This is a genomic window from Streptomyces sp. NPDC058796, assembly GCF_042745235.1.
In the GTDB taxonomy this organism is placed as follows: Bacteria; Actinomycetota; Actinomycetes; order Streptomycetales; family Streptomycetaceae; genus Streptomyces.
The window spans coordinates 136838-158593 of record NZ_JBHYOP010000010.1 but is presented as its reverse complement, the minus strand read 5'-3'; the positions used below and the strand labels follow the sequence as shown (position 1 = coordinate 158593).

24 protein-coding genes and 1 pseudogene are annotated in these 21756 nt (G+C 71.8%); 10 read left to right on the top strand and 15 right to left on the bottom strand.

Annotated elements, in window-relative coordinates:
- The first annotated feature begins 10 nt into the window (after positions 1-10).
- The gene (locus ACFW47_RS25095; protein ID WP_386284139.1) at positions 11-862 is read left to right on the top strand and encodes an ANTAR domain-containing protein; all 852 of its coding nucleotides are present in this window, start codon (positions 11-13) and stop codon (positions 860-862) included.
- A gap of 140 nt (positions 863-1002) precedes the next feature.
- Here the strand turns inward: ACFW47_RS25095 and ACFW47_RS25090 are convergent, their stop codons facing one another.
- The 3 genes from ACFW47_RS25090 to ACFW47_RS25080 form a co-directional block, all read right to left on the bottom strand.
- A complete protein-coding gene (locus ACFW47_RS25090; RefSeq protein WP_386307194.1) occupies positions 1003-1443 on the bottom strand; it encodes a DUF2267 domain-containing protein in 441 nt (146 codons plus the stop codon).
- A 64-nt stretch (positions 1444-1507) separates the two neighbouring features.
- The gene (locus ACFW47_RS25085) at positions 1508-1930 is read right to left on the bottom strand and encodes a DUF2267 domain-containing protein (RefSeq protein WP_386284144.1); all 423 of its coding nucleotides are present in this window, start codon (positions 1928-1930) and stop codon (positions 1508-1510) included.
- 99 nt (positions 1931-2029) lie between these two features.
- Entirely contained in the window at positions 2030-2467 is a 438-nt protein-coding gene (locus tag ACFW47_RS25080) for an Hsp20/alpha crystallin family protein (protein WP_386284146.1), read from the bottom strand.
- A gap of 128 nt (positions 2468-2595) precedes the next feature.
- Between ACFW47_RS25080 and ACFW47_RS25075 the strand changes: the two genes are divergently transcribed.
- Both ACFW47_RS25075 and ACFW47_RS25070 read left to right on the top strand, forming a co-directional pair.
- Entirely contained in the window at positions 2596-3258 is a 663-nt protein-coding gene (locus tag ACFW47_RS25075) for a type III effector protein (protein WP_386284149.1), read from the top strand.
- An 82-nt stretch (positions 3259-3340) separates the two neighbouring features.
- Positions 3341-3664, top strand: a complete 324-nt coding sequence (locus ACFW47_RS25070; protein WP_386307193.1) for an FhaA domain-containing protein — start codon at positions 3341-3343, stop codon at positions 3662-3664.
- Between the two features lie 149 nt (positions 3665-3813).
- On the opposite strand, the gene ACFW47_RS25065 is transcribed toward ACFW47_RS25070, so the two are convergent.
- From ACFW47_RS25065 to ACFW47_RS25055, 3 genes and pseudogenes are all read right to left on the bottom strand, one after another.
- A complete protein-coding gene (locus tag ACFW47_RS25065) occupies positions 3814-4152 on the bottom strand; it encodes a MerR family transcriptional regulator (RefSeq protein WP_386284154.1) in 339 nt (112 codons plus the stop codon).
- A 781-nt stretch (positions 4153-4933) separates the two neighbouring features.
- Positions 4934-5107 (bottom strand): annotated as a pseudogene (locus tag ACFW47_RS25060) (pirin family protein); the annotation flags it as partial.
- A 204-nt stretch (positions 5108-5311) separates the two neighbouring features.
- Positions 5312-5728, bottom strand: coding sequence for a MarR family winged helix-turn-helix transcriptional regulator (locus ACFW47_RS25055; RefSeq protein WP_386284157.1), 417 nt, complete (start codon positions 5726-5728; stop codon positions 5312-5314).
- 147 nt (positions 5729-5875) lie between these two features.
- Here ACFW47_RS25055 and ACFW47_RS25050 point away from each other — a divergent pair, with 147 nt between their 5' ends.
- Complete coding sequence (locus tag ACFW47_RS25050) at positions 5876-7333, top strand: MFS transporter (protein WP_386284159.1); 1458 nt, start codon at positions 5876-5878, stop codon at positions 7331-7333.
- 295 nt (positions 7334-7628) lie between these two features.
- On the opposite strand, the gene ACFW47_RS25045 is transcribed toward ACFW47_RS25050, so the two are convergent.
- Both ACFW47_RS25045 and ACFW47_RS25040 read right to left on the bottom strand, forming a co-directional pair.
- Positions 7629-8600 carry a pirin family protein gene (locus ACFW47_RS25045; RefSeq protein WP_386307192.1) on the bottom strand — a complete coding sequence of 324 codons (972 nt, stop codon included), beginning with the start codon at positions 8598-8600 and terminating at the stop codon, positions 7629-7631.
- An 83-nt stretch (positions 8601-8683) separates the two neighbouring features.
- The gene (locus tag ACFW47_RS25040; RefSeq protein WP_386284165.1) at positions 8684-9514 is read right to left on the bottom strand and encodes an alpha/beta fold hydrolase; all 831 of its coding nucleotides are present in this window, start codon (positions 9512-9514) and stop codon (positions 8684-8686) included.
- 168 nt (positions 9515-9682) lie between these two features.
- Between ACFW47_RS25040 and ACFW47_RS25035 the strand changes: the two genes are divergently transcribed.
- A complete protein-coding gene (locus ACFW47_RS25035; protein ID WP_386307190.1) occupies positions 9683-10672 on the top strand; it encodes a GlxA family transcriptional regulator in 990 nt (329 codons plus the stop codon).
- A 123-nt stretch (positions 10673-10795) separates the two neighbouring features.
- Complete coding sequence (locus ACFW47_RS25030; protein WP_386307189.1) at positions 10796-11431, top strand: HD domain-containing protein; 636 nt, start codon at positions 10796-10798, stop codon at positions 11429-11431.
- Positions 11432-11650: 219 nt separating this feature from the next.
- Here ACFW47_RS25030 and ACFW47_RS25025 read toward each other — a convergent pair whose 3' ends face one another.
- The 3 genes from ACFW47_RS25025 to ACFW47_RS25015 all read right to left on the bottom strand — a co-directional run bounded on the left by ACFW47_RS25025 (position 11651) and on the right by ACFW47_RS25015 (position 14984).
- Positions 11651-12364, bottom strand: coding sequence for a DUF4328 domain-containing protein (locus ACFW47_RS25025; protein ID WP_386307188.1), 714 nt, complete (start codon positions 12362-12364; stop codon positions 11651-11653).
- A gap of 170 nt (positions 12365-12534) precedes the next feature.
- Positions 12535-13293 carry a PIG-L deacetylase family protein gene (locus tag ACFW47_RS25020; protein ID WP_386307301.1) on the bottom strand — a complete coding sequence of 253 codons (759 nt, stop codon included), beginning with the start codon at positions 13291-13293 and terminating at the stop codon, positions 12535-12537.
- 86 nt (positions 13294-13379) lie between these two features.
- A complete protein-coding gene (locus tag ACFW47_RS25015) occupies positions 13380-14984 on the bottom strand; it encodes an MFS transporter (RefSeq protein ID WP_386307186.1) in 1605 nt (534 codons plus the stop codon).
- A gap of 122 nt (positions 14985-15106) precedes the next feature.
- On the opposite strand from ACFW47_RS25015, the gene ACFW47_RS25010 reads away from it, so the two are divergent.
- The 3 genes from ACFW47_RS25010 to ACFW47_RS25000 all read left to right on the top strand — a co-directional run bounded on the left by ACFW47_RS25010 (position 15107) and on the right by ACFW47_RS25000 (position 17404).
- Positions 15107-15703 carry a helix-turn-helix domain-containing protein gene (locus tag ACFW47_RS25010; RefSeq protein WP_386307184.1) on the top strand — a complete coding sequence of 199 codons (597 nt, stop codon included), beginning with the start codon at positions 15107-15109 and terminating at the stop codon, positions 15701-15703.
- A gap of 96 nt (positions 15704-15799) precedes the next feature.
- Positions 15800-16723, top strand: a complete 924-nt coding sequence (locus tag ACFW47_RS25005) for a class I SAM-dependent methyltransferase (protein WP_386307182.1) — start codon at positions 15800-15802, stop codon at positions 16721-16723.
- A gap of 54 nt (positions 16724-16777) precedes the next feature.
- Entirely contained in the window at positions 16778-17404 is a 627-nt protein-coding gene (locus ACFW47_RS25000; protein WP_386307181.1) for a dihydrofolate reductase family protein, read from the top strand.
- Positions 17405-17454: 50 nt separating this feature from the next.
- Here the strand turns inward: ACFW47_RS25000 and ACFW47_RS24995 are convergent, their stop codons facing one another.
- From ACFW47_RS24995 to ACFW47_RS24985, 3 genes are all read right to left on the bottom strand, one after another.
- The gene (locus ACFW47_RS24995) at positions 17455-18351 is read right to left on the bottom strand and encodes an aminoglycoside phosphotransferase family protein (RefSeq protein ID WP_386284186.1); all 897 of its coding nucleotides are present in this window, start codon (positions 18349-18351) and stop codon (positions 17455-17457) included.
- A 117-nt stretch (positions 18352-18468) separates the two neighbouring features.
- Entirely contained in the window at positions 18469-20046 is a 1578-nt protein-coding gene (locus tag ACFW47_RS24990) for an amidohydrolase (RefSeq protein ID WP_386307179.1), read from the bottom strand.
- A 6-nt stretch (positions 20047-20052) separates the two neighbouring features.
- A complete protein-coding gene (locus ACFW47_RS24985) occupies positions 20053-20265 on the bottom strand; it encodes an MbtH family protein (protein ID WP_386284191.1) in 213 nt (70 codons plus the stop codon).
- Between the two features lie 89 nt (positions 20266-20354).
- Between ACFW47_RS24985 and ACFW47_RS24980 the strand changes: the two genes are divergently transcribed.
- Positions 20355-21464, top strand: a complete 1110-nt coding sequence (locus ACFW47_RS24980; protein ID WP_386284194.1) for an alpha/beta hydrolase-fold protein — start codon at positions 20355-20357, stop codon at positions 21462-21464.
- A gap of 83 nt (positions 21465-21547) precedes the next feature.
- On the opposite strand, the gene ACFW47_RS24975 is transcribed toward ACFW47_RS24980, so the two are convergent.
- On the bottom strand, positions 21548-21625 hold the full coding sequence (locus ACFW47_RS24975) for a 50S ribosomal protein bL37 (RefSeq protein WP_370443954.1): 78 nt from the start codon (positions 21623-21625) through the stop codon (positions 21548-21550).
- Positions 21626-21756: the final 131 nt, after the last annotated feature.

Genomic DNA, 21756 nt, shown 5'->3' with positions numbered 1-21756 from the left:
AGTCTGCAGCGTGAGCCACGAATGCCAGGACGCGGCCTCGACCGGTCGCGGGGCGCGTCGTATCGGCATGACGGTCGGGAACGCCCCGCAGGACGGCGCCGAGCACCGTAATCGCCGGCTGGCTCATGCCGGTGTCGCACGTGCCCAGGAGATACTCGTCGGTCGCTACCGGCTGGCCGGCCCCGAGGCTTCCTTCGAGTTGCTCCGCCAGACGTCGCAGCGGTTCAACATCAAGCTGCACACCCTGGCCGATGCCGTCACTCATGTTCCGCCGCCCGGCCCCGGCGCGGCACAGTGGTTTCCCCGCCGAGCCCGTTACAGTCCGCCCCCGCTGCCGGGCCTGGGAGTGGAGGGAGCCGAGCGCCGGCACCACGGGGCGGTGCTGCGGGCTGCGATGCGACGGATGCTGCACATCACCGACACCGGGATGGGCAACGTCCAACTGGCGGAGAACGGGCTGCTACGCCTGGAGAAGCACACCGGCCTGAACCAGGAGTTCACTGACTTCTTCGCGTTCGTCCAGGACTCGACCACGGCCTGCGCGCAGGCAGCCCAGGAACGACGCCAGGTCACGGTGAAGGACGCGGCCGTCGCGGACATCTTCGACGACGGCTCTCGCCACGCCATCCTGCAGGCAGGCGCCCGGGGAGTTCACAGCCTGCCTCTGACCAGTCCGTCCGGGGCGGTGCTGGGCATGGTCTCCTGCCACCACGAACGGCCCCTGCCCGGCCTGACCCAAGCCCAGCTCACCGCCCTGGACGGACTGGGGACACAGGTCGGCCGATGGCTGCTCTGGCACCGGCACACCGTCGTCCTGGACGCCCTCGAGCATCTCCACACCGTCAGCGCAACAGACCGCTGAACAGTCCCAACCACAGCGCCCGGCCGGCATCTTCGCAGCGCGCTCCTGCTTCGGTCGGTCCGGTCGCGATTCACGGACGGGCCCCGCCCACCTCCCGGCCCATCCCAGCGATGCTCCTCGGGGTGGGGGTTTTCGAAAGGTCAGGCTGCCTGGGTGAGTTCTGCGCGGCCGAAGAGGATCGCGTAGCCGGAGGGGAGTTGGGTGAGGATGCGGTCGAGCAGGTCAGTGCCGGCGATGCGGGCGACGACGCCCAGGACCGAGCCGACGTCCCAGCGGGTGGTCGCCAGGCTGCCGCCGGTACGGGTGGCGAGGTCCCTGACGAAGGCCCAGCCGGTCATCGAGTCGGTGGCGGGGATCTGGGCGGCGAAGATCTGTGCGGCCTCCCGTGGCAGGCGGGCGGCCAGTTCGACGCGTTCCTCGCCGGTGATGCGGCGGCCGAGGGCGGCCAGGACGGCGGAGACGACTTCCTCGGCCCGCTCTCGGGTGGGGTAGGCGCCGTCGTAACGGACCTGTTCCAGCATGTGGAGGTACGACATGGCCGGGATCGTGGTGATCGTCTCCGGGGCCGTCGTGGTCTGCATCGGTGAAAGGTGCCTTTCTCGCTCGTGGATCGTCTCGGTTGTGTGGGCCGGTGACCGCGAGGTTTCAGTCACCGGATGTGGTGGCGAAGGTGGTGCCGTTCTGCGGCCGGCCGAAGAGCAGGTCGTACCCGGGCGGGAGCTGGAGCAGGACGCGGCGGGTCAGGTCCTCGCCCGCGGCGTCGGCGGTCACGCTGAGCACGGCGCCGACGTCCCAGGCCGCAGTCTGTTCGGTGGCTCCTTCGATCCAGGCGGCGGTGGCCCGCACGAAGCGTTCGGCCGAGAGGGGTTCGGCCGCCTGGAGCGGGTTGAGGAGAATCAGGGCGAAGGTCTCCGGGAGCCGGGCGGCCAGCTCCGCCCGTACCTGGCCCACCAGGTGCGCGCCCAGCAGCCCCAGCACGGTGCGTGCGGCGCGGTCCGCCTCCGCTCGGGTCTTGTACTCACCGCGTTCCTGCACCTGGTCGAGGAACACGTCCCAGTGCATGGCCATCGGGGCCGTCCTCCTTTCGCCGGGAGTCCGTGACGGCGGGCGGAGGGCTTGGGCCGCGGGAGAGGCCGCCAGCCCTCCGCCGGGGTGCGCGGCCCCGTTTCAGCCGGAGATCTCCTTGCGGTCCGCGCTGCCCGAGATGGAGATCTTTCGGGGCTTGGCTCGCTCGGCGATCGGGACGCGCAGGGTGAGTACGCCCGCGTCGTAGTCGGCACTGATGTGCTCGGTGTCGAGGGTGTCGGCCAGCATCACCTGGCGGGAGAAGACGCCCAGGGGGCGCTCCGAGAGCTCCATCTGCACGTCGTCGGTCTTGGTGACGGGCCGGCGTTCGGCCTTGACGGTCAGCATGTTGCGTTCGACGTCGATGTCGATCGCGTCCGGGTCGACACCGGGCAGGTCGAGGGCGATCACGTAGGCGTCTCCCTCGCGGTAGGCGTCCATGGGCATCGCCGTGGGGCGCGACCAGGTGCCGGACGTGTTGCCGAACAGCTGCTGGGTGAGCCGGTCGAACTCACGGAAAGGGTCAGTGCGCATCAGCATCGTGAAACACCTCCACTTCGAGCAGAACCGCTCATGCGCTGCTTCCTGTATTTCTTGTAGCATGTCATCGAAACGATGACAAGCGCAGATGTCACCTGTCGGGTGACGCCCTCGAGCGGAGGTGAATCATGACCGCAGACCCCCGGCAAGCCGGTACGCAGCCCGCGTCGTTCCCTGCCGCCGAGGCGGCACTGGCGGCGATCGACGAAGCCGTCCACACCGCCCAGGCACCACAGTCCGAAGAGCGGCCCAGCGACGAGATCAGCCCGGATCAGGCACTCGCCGCGCTGCTCCTCCTGCGCCAGGTCCGCGCCCATCTCGCCGGCTGGGAGACCGGGCTGATCGAAACCGCACGTTCCGCGGGGGCCAGCTGGGCCGATCTCGCCCATCCACTCGGTGTCGCCAGTCGGCAGGCCGCCGAACGCCGCTATCTGCGCCTGCGCCCCGGGGCCCCCGGCACCACGGGCGAACAGCGCGTACAGGCCACCCGGGACCGCCGCGCCGCCGACCGCACGGTCACCGCCTGGGCCCGCGGCAACGCCGGTGACCTGCGCCAGCTCGCCGGTCAGGTCACCGCTCTCACCGGTCTCCCCTCAGAGGCCCGCACTCCCCTCCTGCAGGCACTCGGCCAGGACGACGCCGTCGGACTCATCGGCCCACTGGTCCGCGCACGCGATCACCTGGCGGCCGACCAGTCGGACTTGATCACCCGCATCGACGCCCTGACCCGCCACACAGAGCAGATCCGCGCGTCAGCGGAAGGGGAACGCCGGCCTCCGGGGCAAGCGTGAGGAGGAAACGGCACAGGCCGCGGCGCCGCGGTACACCCTTACGGGTGAGCCTGCCTCCCGTGCTGTGGGGCAGGTGCCCCCGATGGGTGTCCTTGGAACCAGTGAACGCGTCATGGAACGGTGGGCCACGAAGGCGTGGGTGCGCCTGCTCCCGAGCAGGCACGCACGGGGCGAGGCCCTGGCCGTGCTTCTGCGGCAGTGCGACGACAACACGGTGATCGTCGGCCGGCGAAACGTGGTGGTACCCAACGCCTTCGTCGTTGAGTTACTGCCGGACATCCACCAGTTGGTCTCCGCCAGCCCGCTGCCCGTGGCGGCGGCCCTCGCCTGCGAAGTACGCCGCCACGCCGCCCAACGGGGTTACACCTGGCCCGGTCACGGTCGCGCTGCGCCCCGCACCAGATGACATGACCGCCCGGTTCCGCGTCCACAGCCGCATCGATCCGGCACGCGGGCGGCCGTAGCCCTGTGAGCCCCGCCCTTCCCTCGCCGGTGACACCGCGTAGGCGGAGTCGGTGCCCGGATGACTGCCCAGCAGGGCGGCGGCGGGCCGGGTCAGGCGTCGTCCTCACCGGAACGGCCGGCGGGCCGTCGCCGCAGCTCCTCGTTGATGCGCCGGGCCTCTTCGAGCTGGTCTTCCAGGATGATGATGCGACAGGCGGCTTCGACAGGAGTGCCCTGGTCGACGAGTTCGCGGGCGCGGGCGGCGATACGCAACTGGTAGCGCGAGTAGCGGCGGTGGCCGCCTTCGGAACGCAACGGCGTGATCAGCCGTGCTTCCCCGATGGCCCGCAGGAAGGCGGGCGTGGTGCCGAGCATCTCGGCTGCTCGTCCCATGGTGTAGGCGGGGTAGTCGTCGTCGTCGATACGGCCGAGCGGGGTTTCTGCGGTCATCTGCACCTCTGATCGGGGAACGCGTCGAGGGGCCTTGGTGCCGTACGGCACCAAGGCCCCGAGGGATTTGCAACACCATCTGCCGGCCTACTGCACTGCCGGCCTTCTGACTCCGCGCCGTCCCCCTGCGGGGGGCGGGCAGTTGAGGGATCGCGGATGCGTGACCGTGGGACCACCTTCCGTTCCGGGGCCTGCGGTACCCGGGCAAACCGTTCTCGCCCGGGCGATCCTGATGGCGTTCGCCTCCTTCTCTTCCTTCTGATGCACCTCTTCGTACTGCTGGTACTGCGCAATACCGGCGACCCTGACAAGCCGCCCGGCCCGGCGGCCAGCGGCAAGACCCTGGGAACCTCTGGCCTCGCCACTCCACCGCCGTGCCGCAACCACTGTTCTGCATGCGGGCAGTTCGTCTCTGCCGCGCCTCACTGACTTCCTGGCTACAACAACACACTAACCCTGCCGACGGTCGAATGTCTACAGCAGCCGCTACAGTTTTTCGACCGAACGGGTGACGGATTTTCTGTGCCCGTGCGTTCCTTACAGGCAGGCAGGGCAGGTCCCAGCGTCGGCTTCGTCTTGGGTGTCGCAACCCGCCTCGCCGGCGCGTGGCTGCTTGGTGGTGCGGCCGGCCGGCCGACCTCGTCTTCCCGTCCTGATCAGACTGCGCTGACGGCCTTCCGGCAACGGCGAGGACACCGCCGCTGACGCCGTACAGGACCAGCTCGGTCTGCGGGGCCGCCGTCCGAGGCGGCGGCCGCGCGGAATCCACCGCTCTCGCGGGTCAGCGCGCCCTTCGCCGCGGCTTCAAAGGCGCGTTCGGCAGCTCCTGCGCGGGCAGCGGAGCACCGTCGCACCCGTGCACCTCGCCGAAGCGGGTGCCCTTCATCCAGTCCTCACTCGGCTGCACGATCTCGTCGCGCGACCGTCCGATGAAGTTCCACCACATAGCGAACTCCATGGCATTTTCGTTCTTCAAGGAGTGTGGGCATCCGCAGTCGCGGTGGTCGAAGTGCCCGCACGCCTACAAGATCTGGTACCGGCTGACAGGCCAGGAAGCAGATGAGGTCGGGGACCGGTCAGCCTCCCACCGTCGGCCAGCCTAGCCGTCTGACGTGAACCTGATCGATTATCCCATGCCGGCGAGATGCACACCCGCCGTCTACTGCGACTCGAGGGTGGGCACACTCATCGCCCGGCGCACGTCGGCGCTCTCACCGACCACCGCGCGCAGGACGTCGCCCATCGTGCCGACAGCCTGGGCGAAGACCTGCTCGCCGGCCGGAGTGAGCCTCACCTCGAAGCCCCGGCGATCAGTGAGGGAAGGTTTCCGCTCCGCATACCCGGCGTCGACCATCTGCGCCAGGAGGCGCGAAACCTGCGGCTGACTGCGGGCCGCTCGCACACTGAGCTCCCCCACCCGGACCCAGCCGGGGTCCTGGGACATCACGTCCATGATCTCGTAGGCGCTGACACAGAGGCCGTAGTGCTCGGACAGCTCGCGTTCGGCGACCTGGTTGATCTGCGCGCAGGCACGGAGCATGGCCAGCCAACGATCAGTCAGAGCGGTATCAGTCACGCCAGTAAGCCTATGGCGACCCGGGCCGCTTGTCGATCCATGCACATGTATGTAGTGTGCGATCAATTCATCCGCATGAATATAGCTTCCGATGCCCGGGCGCCACATCCAGGCGCTCACGCGGCACATACAGACGAAGGAGGCACAGTGACCGAGGACATGCTGACGTCCGAGAGGCAACCGACGGAACCGGCCACCACCCGGCCCACCCAGGCCCCGTGGACCACGCTGGCCGTGGTCGGCGTCGCCCAGTTGATGGTCATGCTGGACTCGACGGTGGTGAACGTGGCGCTGCCGTCGATCAGCACACAGCTCCCCGCAGGCCAGGAGGCCCTGCAGTGGACCATCAGCGCCTACGTCCTCCTGTTGGGCAGCCTGCTGCTCTTCGGCGGCCGGGTCTCCGACGTCTTCGGTCGGCGGCGCACCTTCCTCGGCGGGCTGTCCCTCTTCGGCGCCGCGTCGGTCCTGTGCGGCATCGCGGCGAACGAGCAGGTCCTCGTCGCCGGTCGCGCTGCGCAGGGCGTGGGGGCCGCGCTGCTCTCCGCGGCGGCCCTGTCCATCATCCTGGCCGTCTACCAGGACGAGGCGCAGCGCAAAATCGCACTGACCGCATGGAGCGGCCTCGGCGTGATCGGGGCGACCATCGGCGTCGTGCTCGGCGGCCTGATCGTCACAGCGATCAGCTGGCGCTGGGCCTTCCTCATCAACATTCCGGTGTGCATCGCCGCGTTCGCAGGCGCTCTGCGCAGCATGCCCGCACTCAACGCCGGCATCGGACGCAAGCTGCGTCTGCCCTCCGCCATCGTGTCCACTGCGGGCCTCGCGAGCCTGTCCTACGGCCTGATCCGCCTGCACGAGGGCTTCGGCGACACGGCCGCTTGGGTCAGCATCGCCGTCGCCGTCGCCCTGCTCACCGCGGTCACCTTCATGGAACTCGGCCAGGACGACCCACTGCTGCCGCTGCATCTGCTGCGCAAGCCCACCTACTGGCTCTCCAGCATGGGACTGCTCCTGGTTGCTTCCGTGATGATCAGCAGCACCTACCTGGGCAGCATGTACTTCCAGCGCGTCCACGAAATGAGCGCCTTCGCCACCGGCCTCTCCCTGCTCCCCATGGGCCTGGCCGCACTGGTCGTGGCCCTGGCCGCCCCTTCGGTCGCCAACGTCCTCGGACTCGGCGGAATGTACGCCACCGGCACCGCGCTTCAACTCGCGGGCGCGGGGGTGCTGGCCGTCGGCACCGACAGCGTCACACTGACCATCGTCGCGCTGGCCGTCATCGGTGCGGGCCTGCCGGCCTGCTTCGTCCCGCTGTTCGGCATCGGCACCTCACACGTCAAGGTGGAGGAGTCCGGCGTCGGCTCCGGCCTCTTGAACACTTTCAACGAGACCGGGGCCGCCCTCGGCATCGCCGTGATCGGAACCGTCCTCGCCTCCTCCGTCGATACCCGCCTCGCAGCCGGAGACACCGTCGCCGCGGCCACCAGCGAGGGGGTCGCAAGCGGCTTCCTCGCCCTGGCCGTCTGCTCCGTCGTCGCCATCGTGCTCGCCCTCGTTCTGCGGAACCTGACGCGCACCCCTGGTGCGTCCGCCACCGCGCCCTGACTCGTTCGCGATTCCGGACCGCCGGAAAACCGCGTCACCAGCAGTTCGTTTCGGATTCACCGAATGGGCTCGGAGCATACGTCGCTGCGAGCCCGTTTTTCGTTGCCGGCGCCTCCGCAGCGCAGCCCTCGCGGGGCGGCCCGGAGGCGTTCCGGACACGCGTGGAGGGCATCACGCGACGGACCCAACTCCAGTACGCGGCTGGAGCCGACGTGGCGGCTGCGGGATTGTCGCGTTACCAGGCAGGCGCAGCAGCGATCTGACCTGTCGACGTGCGGCGCGCCGTATCCGCTGGTCAGCGCGCCCTTCGCCGCGGCTTCAAGGGCGCGTTCGGCAGCTCCGGCGCGGGCAGCGGAGCACCGTCGTACCCGTGCACCTCGCCGAAGCGGTTCCCCTTCGTCCAGTCCTCACGCGCCTGCACGATCTCGTCGTGCGACCGTCCGATGAAGTTCCACCACATGACGATCTCCTCGGGGAACGGCGGTCCGCCGAGCAGGACCAGCCGGGCGGTCGCGGCCGACTCGTTGGTCAGTGTCAGTGTCCGGCGGCCCGGAGCGAGGTAGCCCAGTTCGGTCGGCCGTACGGTGTCGCCGTCGACGCGTACGTCACCGCTGTCGACGAGAACGCCGTGCTCGAACCCCGCGTCGACCTCCAGGCTCATGGTGCCGCCCGGGTCCAGCGACACCTCGGCGCCCAGCAGCGGCGTGAAGGTGCTGACGGGTGAGGTGTCCCCGGCGAGCGAGCCGAGGAAGACGCGCACCGTGCCGTTGTCGAGGGTGACCGGTACCGGCGCGTGGTGCTGGAAGTCCCGGTCGGTGCCGCGGTGTTCGTCCGGCAGCGCCACCCAGAGCTGGACACCATGCAGAACGGCGGTGCCGGAGGTGGACACCTCGGAGTGGGCGATGCCGAAGCCGCCGGTCATGAGGTTGAGTTCGCCGGGCCTGACCAACGCGTGGGTTCCCAGGCTGTCCCGGTGCTCGATCTCGCCGCTGAAGAGCCAGCTGACCGTCTGCAGACCGGTGTGCGGGTGCGGCGGGACGTTCATGCCGCCCGATCCGGCCACGTCGTCGGGACCGTAGTGATCGGCGAAGCACCAGGCTCCGATCAGCGTCCGGGCCCGTTGGGGCAGCGTACGCCGCACCCGCATGGCACGCGGGCCGCCGAGGGGGACGTCACGGGCGGTGAGGACCTCGATGCCGGCGGCGGGCACGTCGTCCTCCGACGCGCCGCACCTCATCTCCGCGGGGTGTGTCTCCGTATTGCTCACGCTCCCCGCACCTCCCCCGCCGTCGCCGACGCCGACATGAAAGTTCCACTTTCAACATCCATGGGGGCGATGATAGAGCCGCACTAGGACTTCACGAAGTCCAACAGGTCGGGGTTGAGGACTTCGGGGTGTGTGGCGAGCATGCCGTGCGGGAGTCCCTCGTACGACTTCAGCGTGCCGTTCCTGAGGAGCTTCACCGACAGCGGCGCCGCGTCCTCGTACGGCACAACCTGGTCGTCCGTACCGTGCGCGACCAGCACCGGGACGTCGATCCGCTTGAGGTCCTCGGTGAAGTCGGTCTCGGAGAACGCCTTGATGCACTCGTAGTGGGCGTTGGCCGCGCCCGTCATCCCCTGCCGCCACCAGTTGTCGATGAGTCCTTGGGAGACCTTCGCGCCCTCCCGGTTGAAGCCGTAGAACGGGCCGGAGGGCACGTCGATGTAGAACTGCGCGCGGTTGGCGGCCAGCGCCGTCCGGAATCCGTCGAAGACCTCGATCGGGGTGCCGCCGGGGTTGGTCTCGGACTTGACCATCACCGGCGGCACGGCGCCGACGAGCACCGCCTTGGCCACCCGGCCCGGCTCGGCACGTGCCACGTAGCGCGCGACCTCGCCGCCGCCGGTCGAATGCCCGATGTGCACGGCGCCCTGAAGGTCCAGCGCGTCGGTCAGGGCCGCGACGTCGGCGGCGTAGGTGTCCATCTCGTGGCCCGTCGAGGGCTGACTGGAACGCCCGTGACCGCGCCGGTCGTGGGCGATCACGCGGAAACCGTGGGAGAGGAAGAACAGCATCTGGTTGTCCCAGTCGTCCGCGGTGAGCGGCCACCCGTGGTGGAAGACGACCGGCCGGCCGTCGCGCGGCCCCCAGTCCTTGTAGAAGAGGCTCGTGCCGTCGGAGGTGGTGACCCTGCCCATCACTGTTCCTTCCGCGTCCCTGTGAGATCTGTCAGAAGCGGCCGGCGGACCTGGTCGCGCGACCAGGAGCCCCGGTCGAATCCACGCCAGCCACCCTACGCCCATGTCCGGTATGTCTCACCGGGAGAATGCGTTCGGGCCCCCGCGAGGCCCACGGAAGAGGGAGACATGACAGGGAGACCGCACGACGTGGGCGTCCTCGTGTTCGAGGGCATGAAGATGCTCGACCTGTCCGGCCCCGCGGAGGTCTTCACGGAGGCCAACCGGTACGGCGCCCGGTACCGGCTGACCCTCGTCTCGCCGGACGGCGCGTCGGTGCGTTCGTCCATCGGCATGCCGGTACCGGCCGACGCGGACGCGCGGTCGCCCGCCGCCTACGACACGCTGGTCGTCGTGGGCGGTGACGTGCTGCCCGGCTCGTCCGTGGATCCGGTGCTCACCGAGGCCGCGCGGTCGCTGGCGGACCGGGCGGGACGCGTCGCCTCGGTGTGCACCGGCGCCTTCGTCCTGGGCGCGGCCGGGTTGCTGGAGGGCAGGCGGGCGACGACGCACTGGCAGCACGCCGGCACGCTGGCCCGACGCTGTCCGTCGACGCGGGTGGAGCCCGACGCGATCTTCGTGAAGGACGGTGCCACCTGGACGTCCGCGGGTGTGTCGGCGGGCATCGATCTGGCCCTGGCCCTGCTGGAGGAGGACCACGGGCCCGACCTGGCCCGGAAGGTCGCCCGCTCCCTGGTGGTGTACATGCAGCGGGCCGGCGGCCAGTCACAGTTCTCGGCCTCGCTGCGGGGCCCGGCGCCGCGGACGCCCGTACTGCGCCAGATACAGGACGCGGTGCAGGCCGATCCGGCCGCAGACCACAGTCTGGAGGCGCTGGCGGCGCGCGTGCGGGTCAGTCCGCGGCACCTGACCCGGATGTTCCGGGCGGAGCTGGACGTCACACCGGTGAAGTACGTGGAACTGATCCGTTTCGACCTGGCCAAGGCCCTGCTCGACGCCGGGCACAACGCCACGGAGGCGGCCGCGCTGTCGGGCTTTCCCAGTTACGAGAGCCTGCGCCGCGCCTTCGCTCGGCATCTGGGCCTGTCCCCCACCCGCTACCGGCACCGCTTCGCCACCACGGGGCCGGGCGCCCGCGCGCGGCCGGACGGCGGGTGAGCCGGCGGTGGCGTGCCATGGCCGTTTCCGAGGGGTTGTCGGCCATCGGGCAGCGGACGCCGGGGTGGCGCCCGGCGGAAAGTGGGGACACGAACGACGGCACCGATCCCCGGGAGGGCAGCCATGGCCGAGACGATCGCCGGTATCCAGATTCCCGACAGCGAGCTCGCGCGGGAGGCGACCGACCTCATCCGTGACACCACACCGCCGCTGATCTTCCACCACTCGCGCCGGGTGTACCTCTTCGGCAGCCTCCAGGCCGTCGCCCTGGGCATCCGCCCCGACCCGGAGCTGCTCTACGTCGCCGCGCTCTTCCACGACACCGGCCTGGTGCCGCCCTACCGCGGCGACCAGCGCTTCGAGATGGACGGCGCCGACCAGGCCCGCGCCTTCCTGCTCGCCCGCGGCATCCGCGAGGCCGGCGCCGACACCGTGTGGGCGGCCGTCGCCCTCCACACCACCCCGGAAGTGCCGTACCGGATGGCCCCGGAGATCGCGGCGACCACCGCGGGTGTCGAGACCGACGTACTCGGCCTGCGCCTGGACCGGCTCACGCGGGCGCAGATCGACGCGGTCACCGCCGCGCACCCCCGCCCGGACTTCAAGAGACAGATCCTGCGGGCGTTCACCGACGGTTTCGAGCACCGCCCGGAGACCACGTTCGGCACGGTGAACGCGGATGTGCTGGAGCACTTCGTGCCCGGCTTCCGGCGTACGGACTTCGTCGACGTCATCGAGAACTCCGCCTGGCCGGAGTAGCCGGCCCTTCCCCGGTACCGGACTCGGCAGCGAGCAACAGGAAGCCCTCCACGACGGCTCAGGACGGAAGAACGAGGGCGGAGAGTGGGCGCGCCGGTTCTTTGCAGGAAGGTGAGAAGGATGCGCGCCGGGGAGCCGCCCCCGTCGCCGTTCATCTCACCACAGGCTCGCGGCACCGCCGTGTTTTCTCCGGCCCGGGCCCGCGGGCCCGGGCGGCGTTCAGTGTCGCGGCACGGCCGGCCCCGCGAGGGCCTTCTCGTGCTGTGCGGCGGTCAGCCGGCGCACGAAGAGGATCGCGAGCACCGCGGCCAGTGCGTCGAAACCGGCACCGGCCATGACCAGCCCCGCCGCGTCATGGATCGCGTCGACGTCCTGGGCGTCGTCGTACGTCCTGGACGCGTAGCGGTCGAAGACCACGGCCCAGACCCAGGCACCCCACCAGGCGTTGAGGAGCCCCCGGTGCCGCGGCGACCCGCTGTAGGGGTCCGGCTGGGCGGCCCGCAGCACGTCGGCGGCGATGCCGCGCGGGATCCAGAGGTTCGCGATCGGGATGAACCAGCAGGCGATCGCCCAGCCGGGGGCCCTCCTCTGGGTGTCGGGCGCGAAGACCTCCGCGTTGTGGCGGACCCGGTGGAACCAGATGACGAAGACCACGGCCGTCGCCAGCATGGCGACGACGTACAGGACGGCCGACCCGGCCATCGCGTAGTCGGCGCGGCTCGCCTCGCCCTCGTCGAAGTCGGCCACGCCGCCCGAGGCGACTTCGCCCATCAGCGACCGCATGTTGAGCGATGCCGCGACGATCAGCAGATCGGCGACGACGACCACACCGAGCAGCGCGGTGACGGCCTGCGCGAGGCCGACGGGCGAACGCAGCACAGGGCCGGGCGCGGGCGGGTGCGAACTGGGCACGGGTGTGGACGCATACGTCATGACGGGCCCCCGGAATGGTGTTGAGCGCGGCGACCCGTCCAAGGACGGCGCGGCGGACGACCGTGTGTGCGGTCGGCCTCGGGACTTTATCCCATGCAGGTGGGCGGCTTCCGCCACACCCTCGGAGTCACCAGACCGGCCTTCGACCTGGGCCGTGCGTCCGGCGGCTGTCAGACCGTCAGTTCGCTCCGGACCGGGGCCAGGCGGGCGGGCGGATGCCGGATGAACCACTCCGTCGCCAGCAACCGCTCCCGGGCCTCGGGCGCGAGTCCGGCGATCACGCCCGGCAGCGCACCCCGCCGCACTTCGGAACGGTGGGCCAGAACCGCGGCGATCTTCCGGTCCAGCCAGGGGCGGACGTCGACGGTCGCGGTGACGTGCTCGTCCGGGACACTGAACCGCGCCTTGCGCGCCCCGAGCACCTCGCTCAGTGCCGGCACGACCGAGTGCGGGTGCGTGGCGAGGTAGAGGGCCCGGGGGCTCCAGGGGGCACCGGTGTCCGGGTGGAGCAGGTCGAGCCCGGACGCCTGGACCGCCAGTGCGGCCACCCGGTGGGTGTGCAGGTGGTCCGGGTGGCCGGTCAGCCCGCCGTACGCGTCGTGGGTGACGACGATCTCCGGGCGGAAGTCCCGGATGTGCGCCACCAGTTTCCGCACCGCCTCGTCGAGCGGCGCGTCGCAGAACCTCGGCATGCCCGGCGCAGACGACGGAACGCGCGCGTCGGCGTAACCGAGCATCCGCGGCGCGCCCGCGCCGAGCGTCCGCAGGGCCACCGCCAACTCCGCGGCGCGCGGGCTGTCCTCGGCCCAGGTCGCCGTGACGACCGCGGTGCGAGCTCCCGCGGCGGCGTGCCGGGCGAGCACCCCGCCCGCCGACAACGACTCGTCGTCCGGGTGGGCGAAGACGGCGAGCAGGCTCGGCGGGGACATGGGCATGTGGGGCACCTTCCGGCTCGGACGGCAGTCGATCGTATGCGCCGCCTGCCCGGAGGGCAGCGGGCCCCGCCGCCCCGGCCTCACGGGACCTTCGCGCCGACCGGCTCGGGGGCGTCGCTCTGCCCGCCGGCGGACTGCCGGGGGCCCAGGACGGAGATGTACAGGAAGAGTACGGCCATGACCGCGACCCCGGCCCACATGGCGTTCTGCCAGCCGTCGACGAAGGACTCGCGGGCCGCCAGGATCAGTTCCCGCGCGTACGGGCCGCCCTGGTGGGCGGCGTCGAGGGCGTTGGCGACTCCTTCGCGTGCGGTGTCCGCGGTGCCCTCCGGGACGCCGTCGAGCCGGGGGCCGACGGCGGCCCGGTAGCCGGTCGAAAGGAGCGCTCCGAGGAGTGCGACGCCCAGTGCGGTGCCCAGCTCGCGGGTGACGTCGTTCAGGGCGGACGCGACGCCTTGGCGGTCGCGCGGAAGGGCGCCGGTGATGGCCTCGGTGGAGGGGGTCATCGACAGGCCCATGCCGAGTCCCATGGCGAGCATCCCTGGGAGGACGGAGAGGTATCCGCCGTCGACCGAGACGACGGACGCCATGAGTGCCAGGCCGGCGCCGGCCAGCAGGACACCCGTGGCCATGGTCGCCCGGGGGCCTACGCGCGCGCCCAGGCGCGGGGCGAGGCCGGAGGCGGCCATCATGAGAACGGCCATCGGCATCAGCGCCAGCGTGGACAGCAGCCCCGACCAGCCGAGCACGGCCTGGAGGAAGGGGAAGAGGACCACGAAGATGCCGGCCTGGACGCCGAAGACGGCCAGCAGCGTGACCGAACCCCCCGCGAGCGCCCGCTCGCCGAACAGGCGCACATCGAGGAGCGCGGCGTCCCGGCGACGCAGCTCCCAGGCCACGAAGCCGGCCGCGGCGACGGCTCCGACGGCCGAGGCGAGCGCGGTCGCCGGGTCCGTCCACCCTCGCTCCGGCCCCTCCTGGAGGGCGAAGACGAGTCCGGCCACCGCCACGACGGACGTCAGCGCGCCGACGGTGTCGAAGGCGTGCCCGGTGGTCTCCCGGGAGTTGGGGACGGACCGCAGCGTCATGGCCAGGGCGACGGCGACGAGTACGACGGGGAGGACGAACATCCACCGCCAGTTCGCCACGTCGACCAGGACGGCCGAGAGGAACATGCCCAGGATGCCGCCGCCACCGGCCACCGCCGTCCACGCGCCGATGGCCCGTCCGCGCTCCTCCCGCGGGAAGGTCGAGGTGATGACGGCCAGCGTGATCGGCATGATCATGGCCGCGCCCACACCGCCGAGCAGTCGCGCGGCGAGCAGGACCTCGGCGGAAGGGGCGAGGCCCGCCGCCGCACTGGCCGTCCCGAAGACGGCCAGCCCGGTGATCAGCACGGGCTTGCGGCCGAGGCGGTCGCCGAGTGCGCCGAGCGGCAGCAGGAGCGCGGCCAGGCCCAGGGTGTAGATGTTGATGATCCACAGGACCGTGCTCTGCGAGGCGCCGAAGGCGACGGCGAGGTCGGGCTGAGCGACGCCCAGGCCGGACACGGAGGCGATGACGGCCATCAACGCGATGCAGACGGCGATCAGGATCGTGCGGCGTCGGCGCGCGTCCGGCACTCCCCCGTCACCGGCGGCGCCACTCGGGTCGTGTCCGGTCTGGGCAGGCTGTTGCGTACTCATGGGTCCTCTCAGCGGTGCGAACGAATGCCGGCGAGAGCCGGAAGGAGGCGTCGGCCGACACGGTGGGGCCGAGCACGGACGACGCTAGAGGCACCATGCCTGTGAGGCATACCATGTTGCCTATGACGCAAGACAACGGCGATCTGGACGGCCTCGTACGCAAACGCATCCGCGCCCTGCGGGTGGCGCAGGGCTGGTCCCTGGAGGAGCTGGCCGCGCGCGCCAGGGTCAGCCAGTCCACCCTCAGCCGTATCGAGAACGGCCACCGGCGACTGGCCCTCGACCAGCTCGTCACCCTCGCCCGCGCACTGGACACGTCGCTCGACCAGCTGGTCGAGACCGCCACGGACGACGTCGTCTCCAACCCGGTGATCGACGGTGCCCACGGGCTGATGCGGTGGTCCCTGAAGGCCGAGCCCGGCATGTCGGTCGTACGCCAGCGCATGACCGAGCCACCGCCGGAGAATCCCGCACGAATGCGGGCGCACCCGGGGCGCGAATGGCTGGTCGTCCTGTCCGGCACCGCGATCCTGCTGCTGGGCGACCGGCGCTTCAGGATCGAGACCAACCAGGCGGCCGAGTTCCCGACGATGCTTCCGCACGCCATCGGCAGGGCCGAGGGCGGTCCGTGCGAGATCATGGGGATCTTCGACCGCGACGCCCGGCGTGGCCACCAACGCGGCGAGGCCACCCGCAGGACGAGCCGCCCGGCACCGTGAACCGGCCTTGCGCGGCACGCGCCGCGAGCCGGCATCGGCTTGCTTCTTGCGCAACGCGGCGGGCCGGGCGCGCACGGGGCCGTTTAGCGTCCAGGTATGAACCACGCTCACGCGCACCCGCCGCACCGAACCGCACACCCGGGCCACCCGCACGAGTCCGGCCACGGCCCGGTCGACCAGGCGGAGATCCTCGACCTCGACGCGGAAGTGCTCGCCGGCCCCCTCTCGTCCGTCGTCGCCGGACTCCCGCTCACGTCCGCTCCACGCCACGTCGTGGACCTCGGCTGCGGGACCGGCGCCGGCACCCTGGCGCTGCTCCGGCGGTTCCCCCGCGCCGAGGTGACCGCCGTGGACTCCTCGGCCGCCCACCTGGACCGCCTGCTGGAGAAGGCGGAGGCGGACGGGGTGAGCGACCGCGTGCGCGTGGTGAGGGCCGATCTCGACGCGCCTGCCTGGCCCGGGCTCGGCACACCTGAGCTGGTGTGGGCGTCGGCGTCCCTGCATCACATGGCCGACCCCGCCCGTACCCTCCGCCAGGTGCACGGTCTGCTGGCACCGGGCGGGCTGTTCGCCGTCGTGGAACTGGACGGCTTCCCGCGGTTCCTGCCCGAGGACGCCCCGGCGGAGGCACCGGGTCTTGAGGAGCGCTGTCACGTCGCGGCCGACCACGACCACGCCGGACGGGTACCGCACCGGGGAGCCGACTGGGGGCCCATGCTGACCGACGCGGGGTTCACGGTCGAGGACCGGCGCACCGTCACGGTCGACGCCGGACCGTCGGAGGCCGGCGCGGCGGTGGCGCGCTACGCGCTGGCGGGCCTGCGTCGTGTCCGCGACGGCGTCGCCTCCACCCTGGCCGCCGCGGACCTGGCCGCCCTCGACCGGCTCCTCGACACGGACAGCAGTCACAGCGTGCTGCGCCGCGGCGATCTGGCCGTCCGCACCGAACGCACGGTGTGGGCCGCACGCCGCCCTCGGCCGGGCGAGTCGACAGCTCCCCGCCGGAGGGCGAGGATGTGAGACATCGGTCCGTTGGCCCAGCAGACCCGCCACTCGCGGTGCGGAGGAGAAGCAATGACCGGTCGACCGGGCAGGGTGACCAGCGACATCACGATCTCGGTCGACGGCTTCTCGGCCGGGCTCAACCAGACGGAGGACCGCCCCTTCGGCGACGACGGCGGCGACGGCTCGGGGGCCGGACTGCACGCGTGGATGTTCGAAACCCCCGACGAGAACCGGGCCGAGGTCGAGCGGCTGGCCGCCGCGAGGGCCTTCATCATGGGACGCAACATGTTCGGCCCGGTGCGCGGCGGGTGGGACCGGCGCTGGAACGGCTGGTGGGGCGAGGATCCTCCGTTCCACGCCCCGGTGTTCGTGCTCACCCATCACGCCCGCGAGCCGCAGCCGATGGAGGGCGGCACCACGTTCCACTTCGTCACCGACGGAATCGCGTCGGCGCTGGCGCGGGCCCGCGCGGCGGCCGGCGACGGCGACGTGCAGGTCCAGGGCGGCGCGACCACCGTGAACCAGTACCTCGCCGCCGGCCTGATCGACGAACTGCGGCTGCACATCGCGCCGGTCACGCTCGGGGCGGGCACCCGCCTGTTCGACGGCGTACCGCCCTTGAGGCTGGAGCAGGTGGCGTCGCGGTCGGCAAGTCTGGTCACGCACGTCACCTATCGCGTCCGGGGCGTGGCCTGAGGGCCGGAGTCCGGTGACCGGGCGGGGAGTCGGCGCGGACCGTCCGCCGTTCAGCCCGTGAGGGCCTGGGTGATCTGCCGGGTGGTCTGTGCCGCGACCCTCGGGCTGACGGCGGCGTAGGCCGTGTAGGCGTTGAGGCCCGTCGCGAGGGCCCAGCCACGCCCTCGGGTCCAGGTGGCGTCGTCCACACCGAGCGCGGCGCGGAAGGCGGCCCGCGGCGCGGCCGACATCAGGGTGAAGGCGATGGTCAGGTCACGGGCCGGGTCGCCGATGCCGAGTTCGCCGAAGTCGATGACCGCGCTGAGGCGGCCGTCGGCGGTCAGCAGGTTGCCCGTGTGGAAGTCGCCGTGGAACCACACCGGAGGACGGTCCCAGTCCGGGGCGCTCAGCGCCGCGTCCCACAGACCGGTCATGGCGGCGGCGTCGAACACGCCGTCGACCCGCGCGATGGCGGCACGCGTCGCCCGGTCCCGGGCGGCCAGCGGTGAGCCGGTGAGGTCCCGGCGGGCGCCCAGGGACGCGGTCTCCCCTGGCGCGAACCGTTGAAGTGCGCTCAGGAAACCGGCCAGTTCGACGGCGGCCTCGCACGAGTCACCCAGGGTCCGGACGGTGGCCGCCTCACCGTTCAGCCAGCGGGTGACCGCCCAGGCCCACGGATAGCCGAAGCCGGGTTCGCCCACCGCCACGGGTACCGGGACCGCCAGCGGCAGGTGCGGGGCGAGCCGGGGCAGCCACTCGGAGTCCTTCCCGGCCTGCCCGAGGGCACCGGCATGGCGGGGCAGCCGGACGGCGAGCTCTTCGCCGAGCCGGTGGATCACGTGGTCCGAGCCGGCCGGTTCGAACCGTTCCAGCGGCAGTTTCGCCCACTGTGGGAACTGGCTGTCCACCAGACGTCTCACCAGCGCGGTGTCGATCGAGGGGCGGTCCGGAGCGCTTCCGGTCGGCAAGGACGTCTCCTGATCTCGGCCCGCTGCGTGCGGCGGGCGGTCAGGGCCATGGAACGGCGCCGCCCGCCGCCGTGTCGACCGGATTCCTCCGGCGCGTGGCGTCCAGGGGCGGTGGGCTCACGCGGCCGGGCCTCCGGTCGGGTGGCCGTCCACATACGTCTCCACGACGTCGATGTCTCCGATGCGCGAGGTGTCGACCCGCCGGGGGTCGTCGCCGAGCACCACCAGGTCGGCCCGCTTGCCCGGGGTGAGGCTGCCCAGGTCGTCCTCCCAGTGGCAGGCGTGGGCGGCGGCGACCGTGTAGGCGTGCAGGGCCTCGTCGACGGTGATCCCCTCCTCGGGGCCGATGGTCAGGCCGGACTCGGAGGCGCGCTCGACCATGAACTGGACGGCGCGCAGCGGCGATCCGTCCGTGACGGGGCGGTCCGAGCTGCCCACCAGGGGGACCCCGTGGTCCAGGAAGGACCTGCCGCGGTAGAGCCAGGGGGCGCGCTCCTCGCCCATGATCGCGGCGTAGTCGTCGCCGAAGTACCGCAGGAAGTTGGGTTGCACGACCGCGCTGACACCGAGCCGTGCGAAGCGCGGGAGCTGGTCGGGGCGGATCAGGCCGGCGTGCTCGACGCGGTGCCGGGCGTCGGGGCGCGGGCGCACCCGCTGGGCGCGTTCGAGGGCGTCGAGCGCCACGTCGGCGGCGCGGTCGCCGATCGCGTGCACGGCGAGCTGCCAGCCGGCGAGGTGACCGTCCACGATCGTGGCGGCGATGACGTCCGGGTCGTCCTGCAACTGTCCCGCGTGGTCGAGCCCTTGGTACGGGCCGGTGAGTGCGGCGGTGCGGGCCATCATGCCGCCGTCGGTGAAGACCTTCAGCGCGCCGACGGACAGCCGGTCGTCGCCGAAGCCGGTGCGCAGGCCCAGGTCGAGCGCCCGGGGGATGCCGTCGCGCTCGTGGGCGGCGACCGGGTGCAGGGTGTCGGCGGCCACCATGAGCCGCATCCTCAGCGGCAGCAGGCCCTCGTCGCGGGCGAGTTGATAGGCGCCCAGCTCGACCGGGCTGTGGCCCAGGAGGGCACCGCCGATCCCCGCTTCGGCGCAGGCGGTGACCCCCTCGGCCAGGCAGGTGCGGGCGGCCCGCCCGATCGCCTCGGCCAGCTCCTCCTGGGCGTACGGCAGTCGCAGCGCGCGGGCGGCACCCATGGCGCCCTCGGCGAGGAATCCGTTCTCGTGCGGGGTGCCCGCGGGGAGCAGGTCCAGGACGGCGGAGTTGACGACGCAGCCGTGGCCGGAGTCGTGCGTCACGTACAGCCTGTGGCCGTGGCTGACCTCGTCGAGTTCGGCGGCGGTCAGGTGGCGGCCCAGCGCCCGCTGGTCGTATCCGGCGATGCTCACCCAGGTGCCGGGTGAACCCGTGCGGGTGACGGCCTCCTCGACGCGGGCGAGCACGTCGTCGATCCGTGTGCACCCGGCGATGCTGGGGGTGCTCTGCTTCAATCCGGCCCAGGCCAGGTGGACGTGGGCGTCGACGAAGCCCGGCAGCACGGTGGCGCCCTGGAGGTCGACGACCTCGCGGGCGGGCAGGGACGTCACGGCGTCGTCGAGCCCCACGATCCGGCCCCGCCAGACGCCGACGTCGTGTGCGACGGGGTGGCCGGGGTCCATGGTGAGGAAGCGGGCGTTGGTCAGCCGGGTGTGGAGCACGGGGCGTCAGGCGTTCGTGGCACGGGTGAGGGAACGGGGGCGCAGGTCCGTCCAGTTGGCCTCGACGTAGGCGAGGCAGGCGTCGCGGGAGTCCTCTCCGAAGACGGTCGTCCACCCGCCGGGCACCTGGGCGAAGGACGGCCAGAGCGAGTGCTGGCCCTCGTCGTTGACGAGGACGAGGAAACGGCCGTCGGCGTCGTCGAACGGGTTGGTGCTCATGCGCGGGGCCTCCCGATGCGTTAGGTTAGGCTCGCCTAAATCGAGATCGAGCTTAGCTTTCCCGCTTTCCGCTCCACAAGGAGACGTCGATGAGGCTCGTGGGGGAAGAGGCCTTCACCGCGTACGGGTTGCGCGGCACGCCGGGCAGCGACGGTTTCTGGGCGGCCGCGAGCACGCCCCTGTCGGTACCGGAAGGCGACGGCTGGACGACGCTGTTCCTGCGGCGAGGGTTCGAGGCGGCGAGCGTCGTCTTCGAGAGCTGGTCGGAGCCGGTGCCGCTGCGCCGGTGGGGTGACACGGACTGCTGGTACGCCGAGGTGCGGATGCCCGTACGGCTGCGGGTGACGTACTGGTTCCGCGTGGGCGGGGCGGCGTACGCCGACCCGCTGAACCCGGTGGGCGCGGGCGGCGACCGGTCCGTCGCCGCGACGCCCGACGCACCGGCCCAGCCGCACTGGCCGGCCGTCGGCGCCGACGGCGTGCTGCCGCTGCCGCGCACCCGGCTGCGCTGGACCGGTGGGCTGCTCGGCGGGCGGCGCACCGTGCGGGTCCACCCGGTGGGCGGCGGCGGGCCGGTGGTCCTGCTGCTCGACGGGGACGACTGGCTGCATCTGCACCCGGCGATGACCGCGTTCGAATCGGCGGTCGCCGGCGGTGACATGCCGCCGGTCACCCTCGTGTTCCTGCCGGCCAGGGACCGGACGACGGAGTTCGGGTGCCGTCCGCAGCTGTGGGAGGCGGTCCGGGACGAGCTGCTGCCGCTGGTGGTGGATTCCGGGGTGCCCGCGGACCCCGGGCGGCTGGTGGTCGCGGGGCAGAGCCTCGGCGGGCTCAGCGCCCTGTACGCGGCACTGCGGTTTCCGGACCTGGTGGCGCGGGTCGCCTGCCAGTCGGCGTCGTGCTGGTGGACGCCCGGTTCGGCGGAGCTCGCGGATCCGCTGGGCGGTCCGGTCGGCGGGTTTCTCGCCGGACTTCTGCGGGAGGGGCCGGATCTTTCCGGCCTGCGGATCGCCTTCGACGTGGGGGAGCACGAGCGGCGGATGCTTCCGCACTGCGAGCTGGTGGAGAGCCTGGTCTCGGGGGCCGGTGCGACGGTGCGGGTCGCGCGGTCGCCGTCGGGCCACGACCGGGCGGGCTGGCGGCACGCGCTGCTGCGGGACGTCGCCTGGGCTCTCGCCGGATCCGGCCGCCGGTCGTAGTGGTGACCCCGCGGCCCCGTCGCGGGCGCCGCGGTGTCCGGGGTGGGTGGCGTCGGCCACCCACCCGGTGCTTCGTGCCGCCCTCAGCTCTGCGGACGGCTGCCGTGGTTGGCACCGTTCTTGCGGCGGGCCTTCTTCTTGCGACGTCGCTTCGAGGACATCGAAACCTCCTGTTTCTCAGATTTCCGGACAGTGTGCACCGGATTGTCACCACCGGTGATCACAGAGCCCCTTTCCCAGCCACGCGGCCGCAAACACGCGAAACGGAAGCAAACAGGTGGCGCGCGTCACC

Coding starts and splice junctions, on each gene's coding strand:
- ACFW47_RS25090 (WP_386307194.1), bottom strand. CDS start 1,443: ATGCAGACCACGACGGCCCCGGAGACGATCACCACGATCCCGGCCATG.
- ACFW47_RS25085 (WP_386284144.1), bottom strand. CDS start 1,930: ATGGCCATGCACTGGGACGTGTTCCTCGACCAGGTGCAGGAACGCGGT.
- ACFW47_RS25080 (WP_386284146.1), bottom strand. CDS start 2,467: ATGCTGATGCGCACTGACCCTTTCCGTGAGTTCGACCGGCTCACCCAG.
- ACFW47_RS25075 (WP_386284149.1), top strand. CDS start 2,596: ATGACCGCAGACCCCCGGCAAGCCGGTACGCAGCCCGCGTCGTTCCCT.
- ACFW47_RS25070 (WP_386307193.1), top strand. CDS start 3,341: ATGGGTGTCCTTGGAACCAGTGAACGCGTCATGGAACGGTGGGCCACG.
- ACFW47_RS25065 (WP_386284154.1), bottom strand. CDS start 4,152: ATGACCGCAGAAACCCCGCTCGGCCGTATCGACGACGACGACTACCCC.
- ACFW47_RS25040 (WP_386284165.1), bottom strand. CDS start 9,514: ATGGGCAGGGTCACCACCTCCGACGGCACGAGCCTCTTCTACAAGGAC.
- ACFW47_RS25035 (WP_386307190.1), top strand. CDS start 9,683: ATGACAGGGAGACCGCACGACGTGGGCGTCCTCGTGTTCGAGGGCATG.
- ACFW47_RS25030 (WP_386307189.1), top strand. CDS start 10,796: ATGGCCGAGACGATCGCCGGTATCCAGATTCCCGACAGCGAGCTCGCG.
- ACFW47_RS25025 (WP_386307188.1), bottom strand. CDS start 12,364: ATGACGTATGCGTCCACACCCGTGCCCAGTTCGCACCCGCCCGCGCCC.
- ACFW47_RS25020 (WP_386307301.1), bottom strand. CDS start 13,293: ATGTCCCCGCCGAGCCTGCTCGCCGTCTTCGCCCACCCGGACGACGAG.
- ACFW47_RS25015 (WP_386307186.1), bottom strand. CDS start 14,984: ATGAGTACGCAACAGCCTGCCCAGACCGGACACGACCCGAGTGGCGCC.
- ACFW47_RS25010 (WP_386307184.1), top strand. CDS start 15,107: ATGACGCAAGACAACGGCGATCTGGACGGCCTCGTACGCAAACGCATC.
- ACFW47_RS25005 (WP_386307182.1), top strand. CDS start 15,800: ATGAACCACGCTCACGCGCACCCGCCGCACCGAACCGCACACCCGGGC.
- ACFW47_RS25000 (WP_386307181.1), top strand. CDS start 16,778: ATGACCGGTCGACCGGGCAGGGTGACCAGCGACATCACGATCTCGGTC.
- ACFW47_RS24985 (WP_386284191.1), bottom strand. CDS start 20,265: ATGAGCACCAACCCGTTCGACGACGCCGACGGCCGTTTCCTCGTCCTC.
- ACFW47_RS24980 (WP_386284194.1), top strand. CDS start 20,355: ATGAGGCTCGTGGGGGAAGAGGCCTTCACCGCGTACGGGTTGCGCGGC.
- ACFW47_RS24975 (WP_370443954.1), bottom strand. CDS start 21,625: ATGTCCTCGAAGCGACGTCGCAAGAAGAAGGCCCGCCGCAAGAACGGT.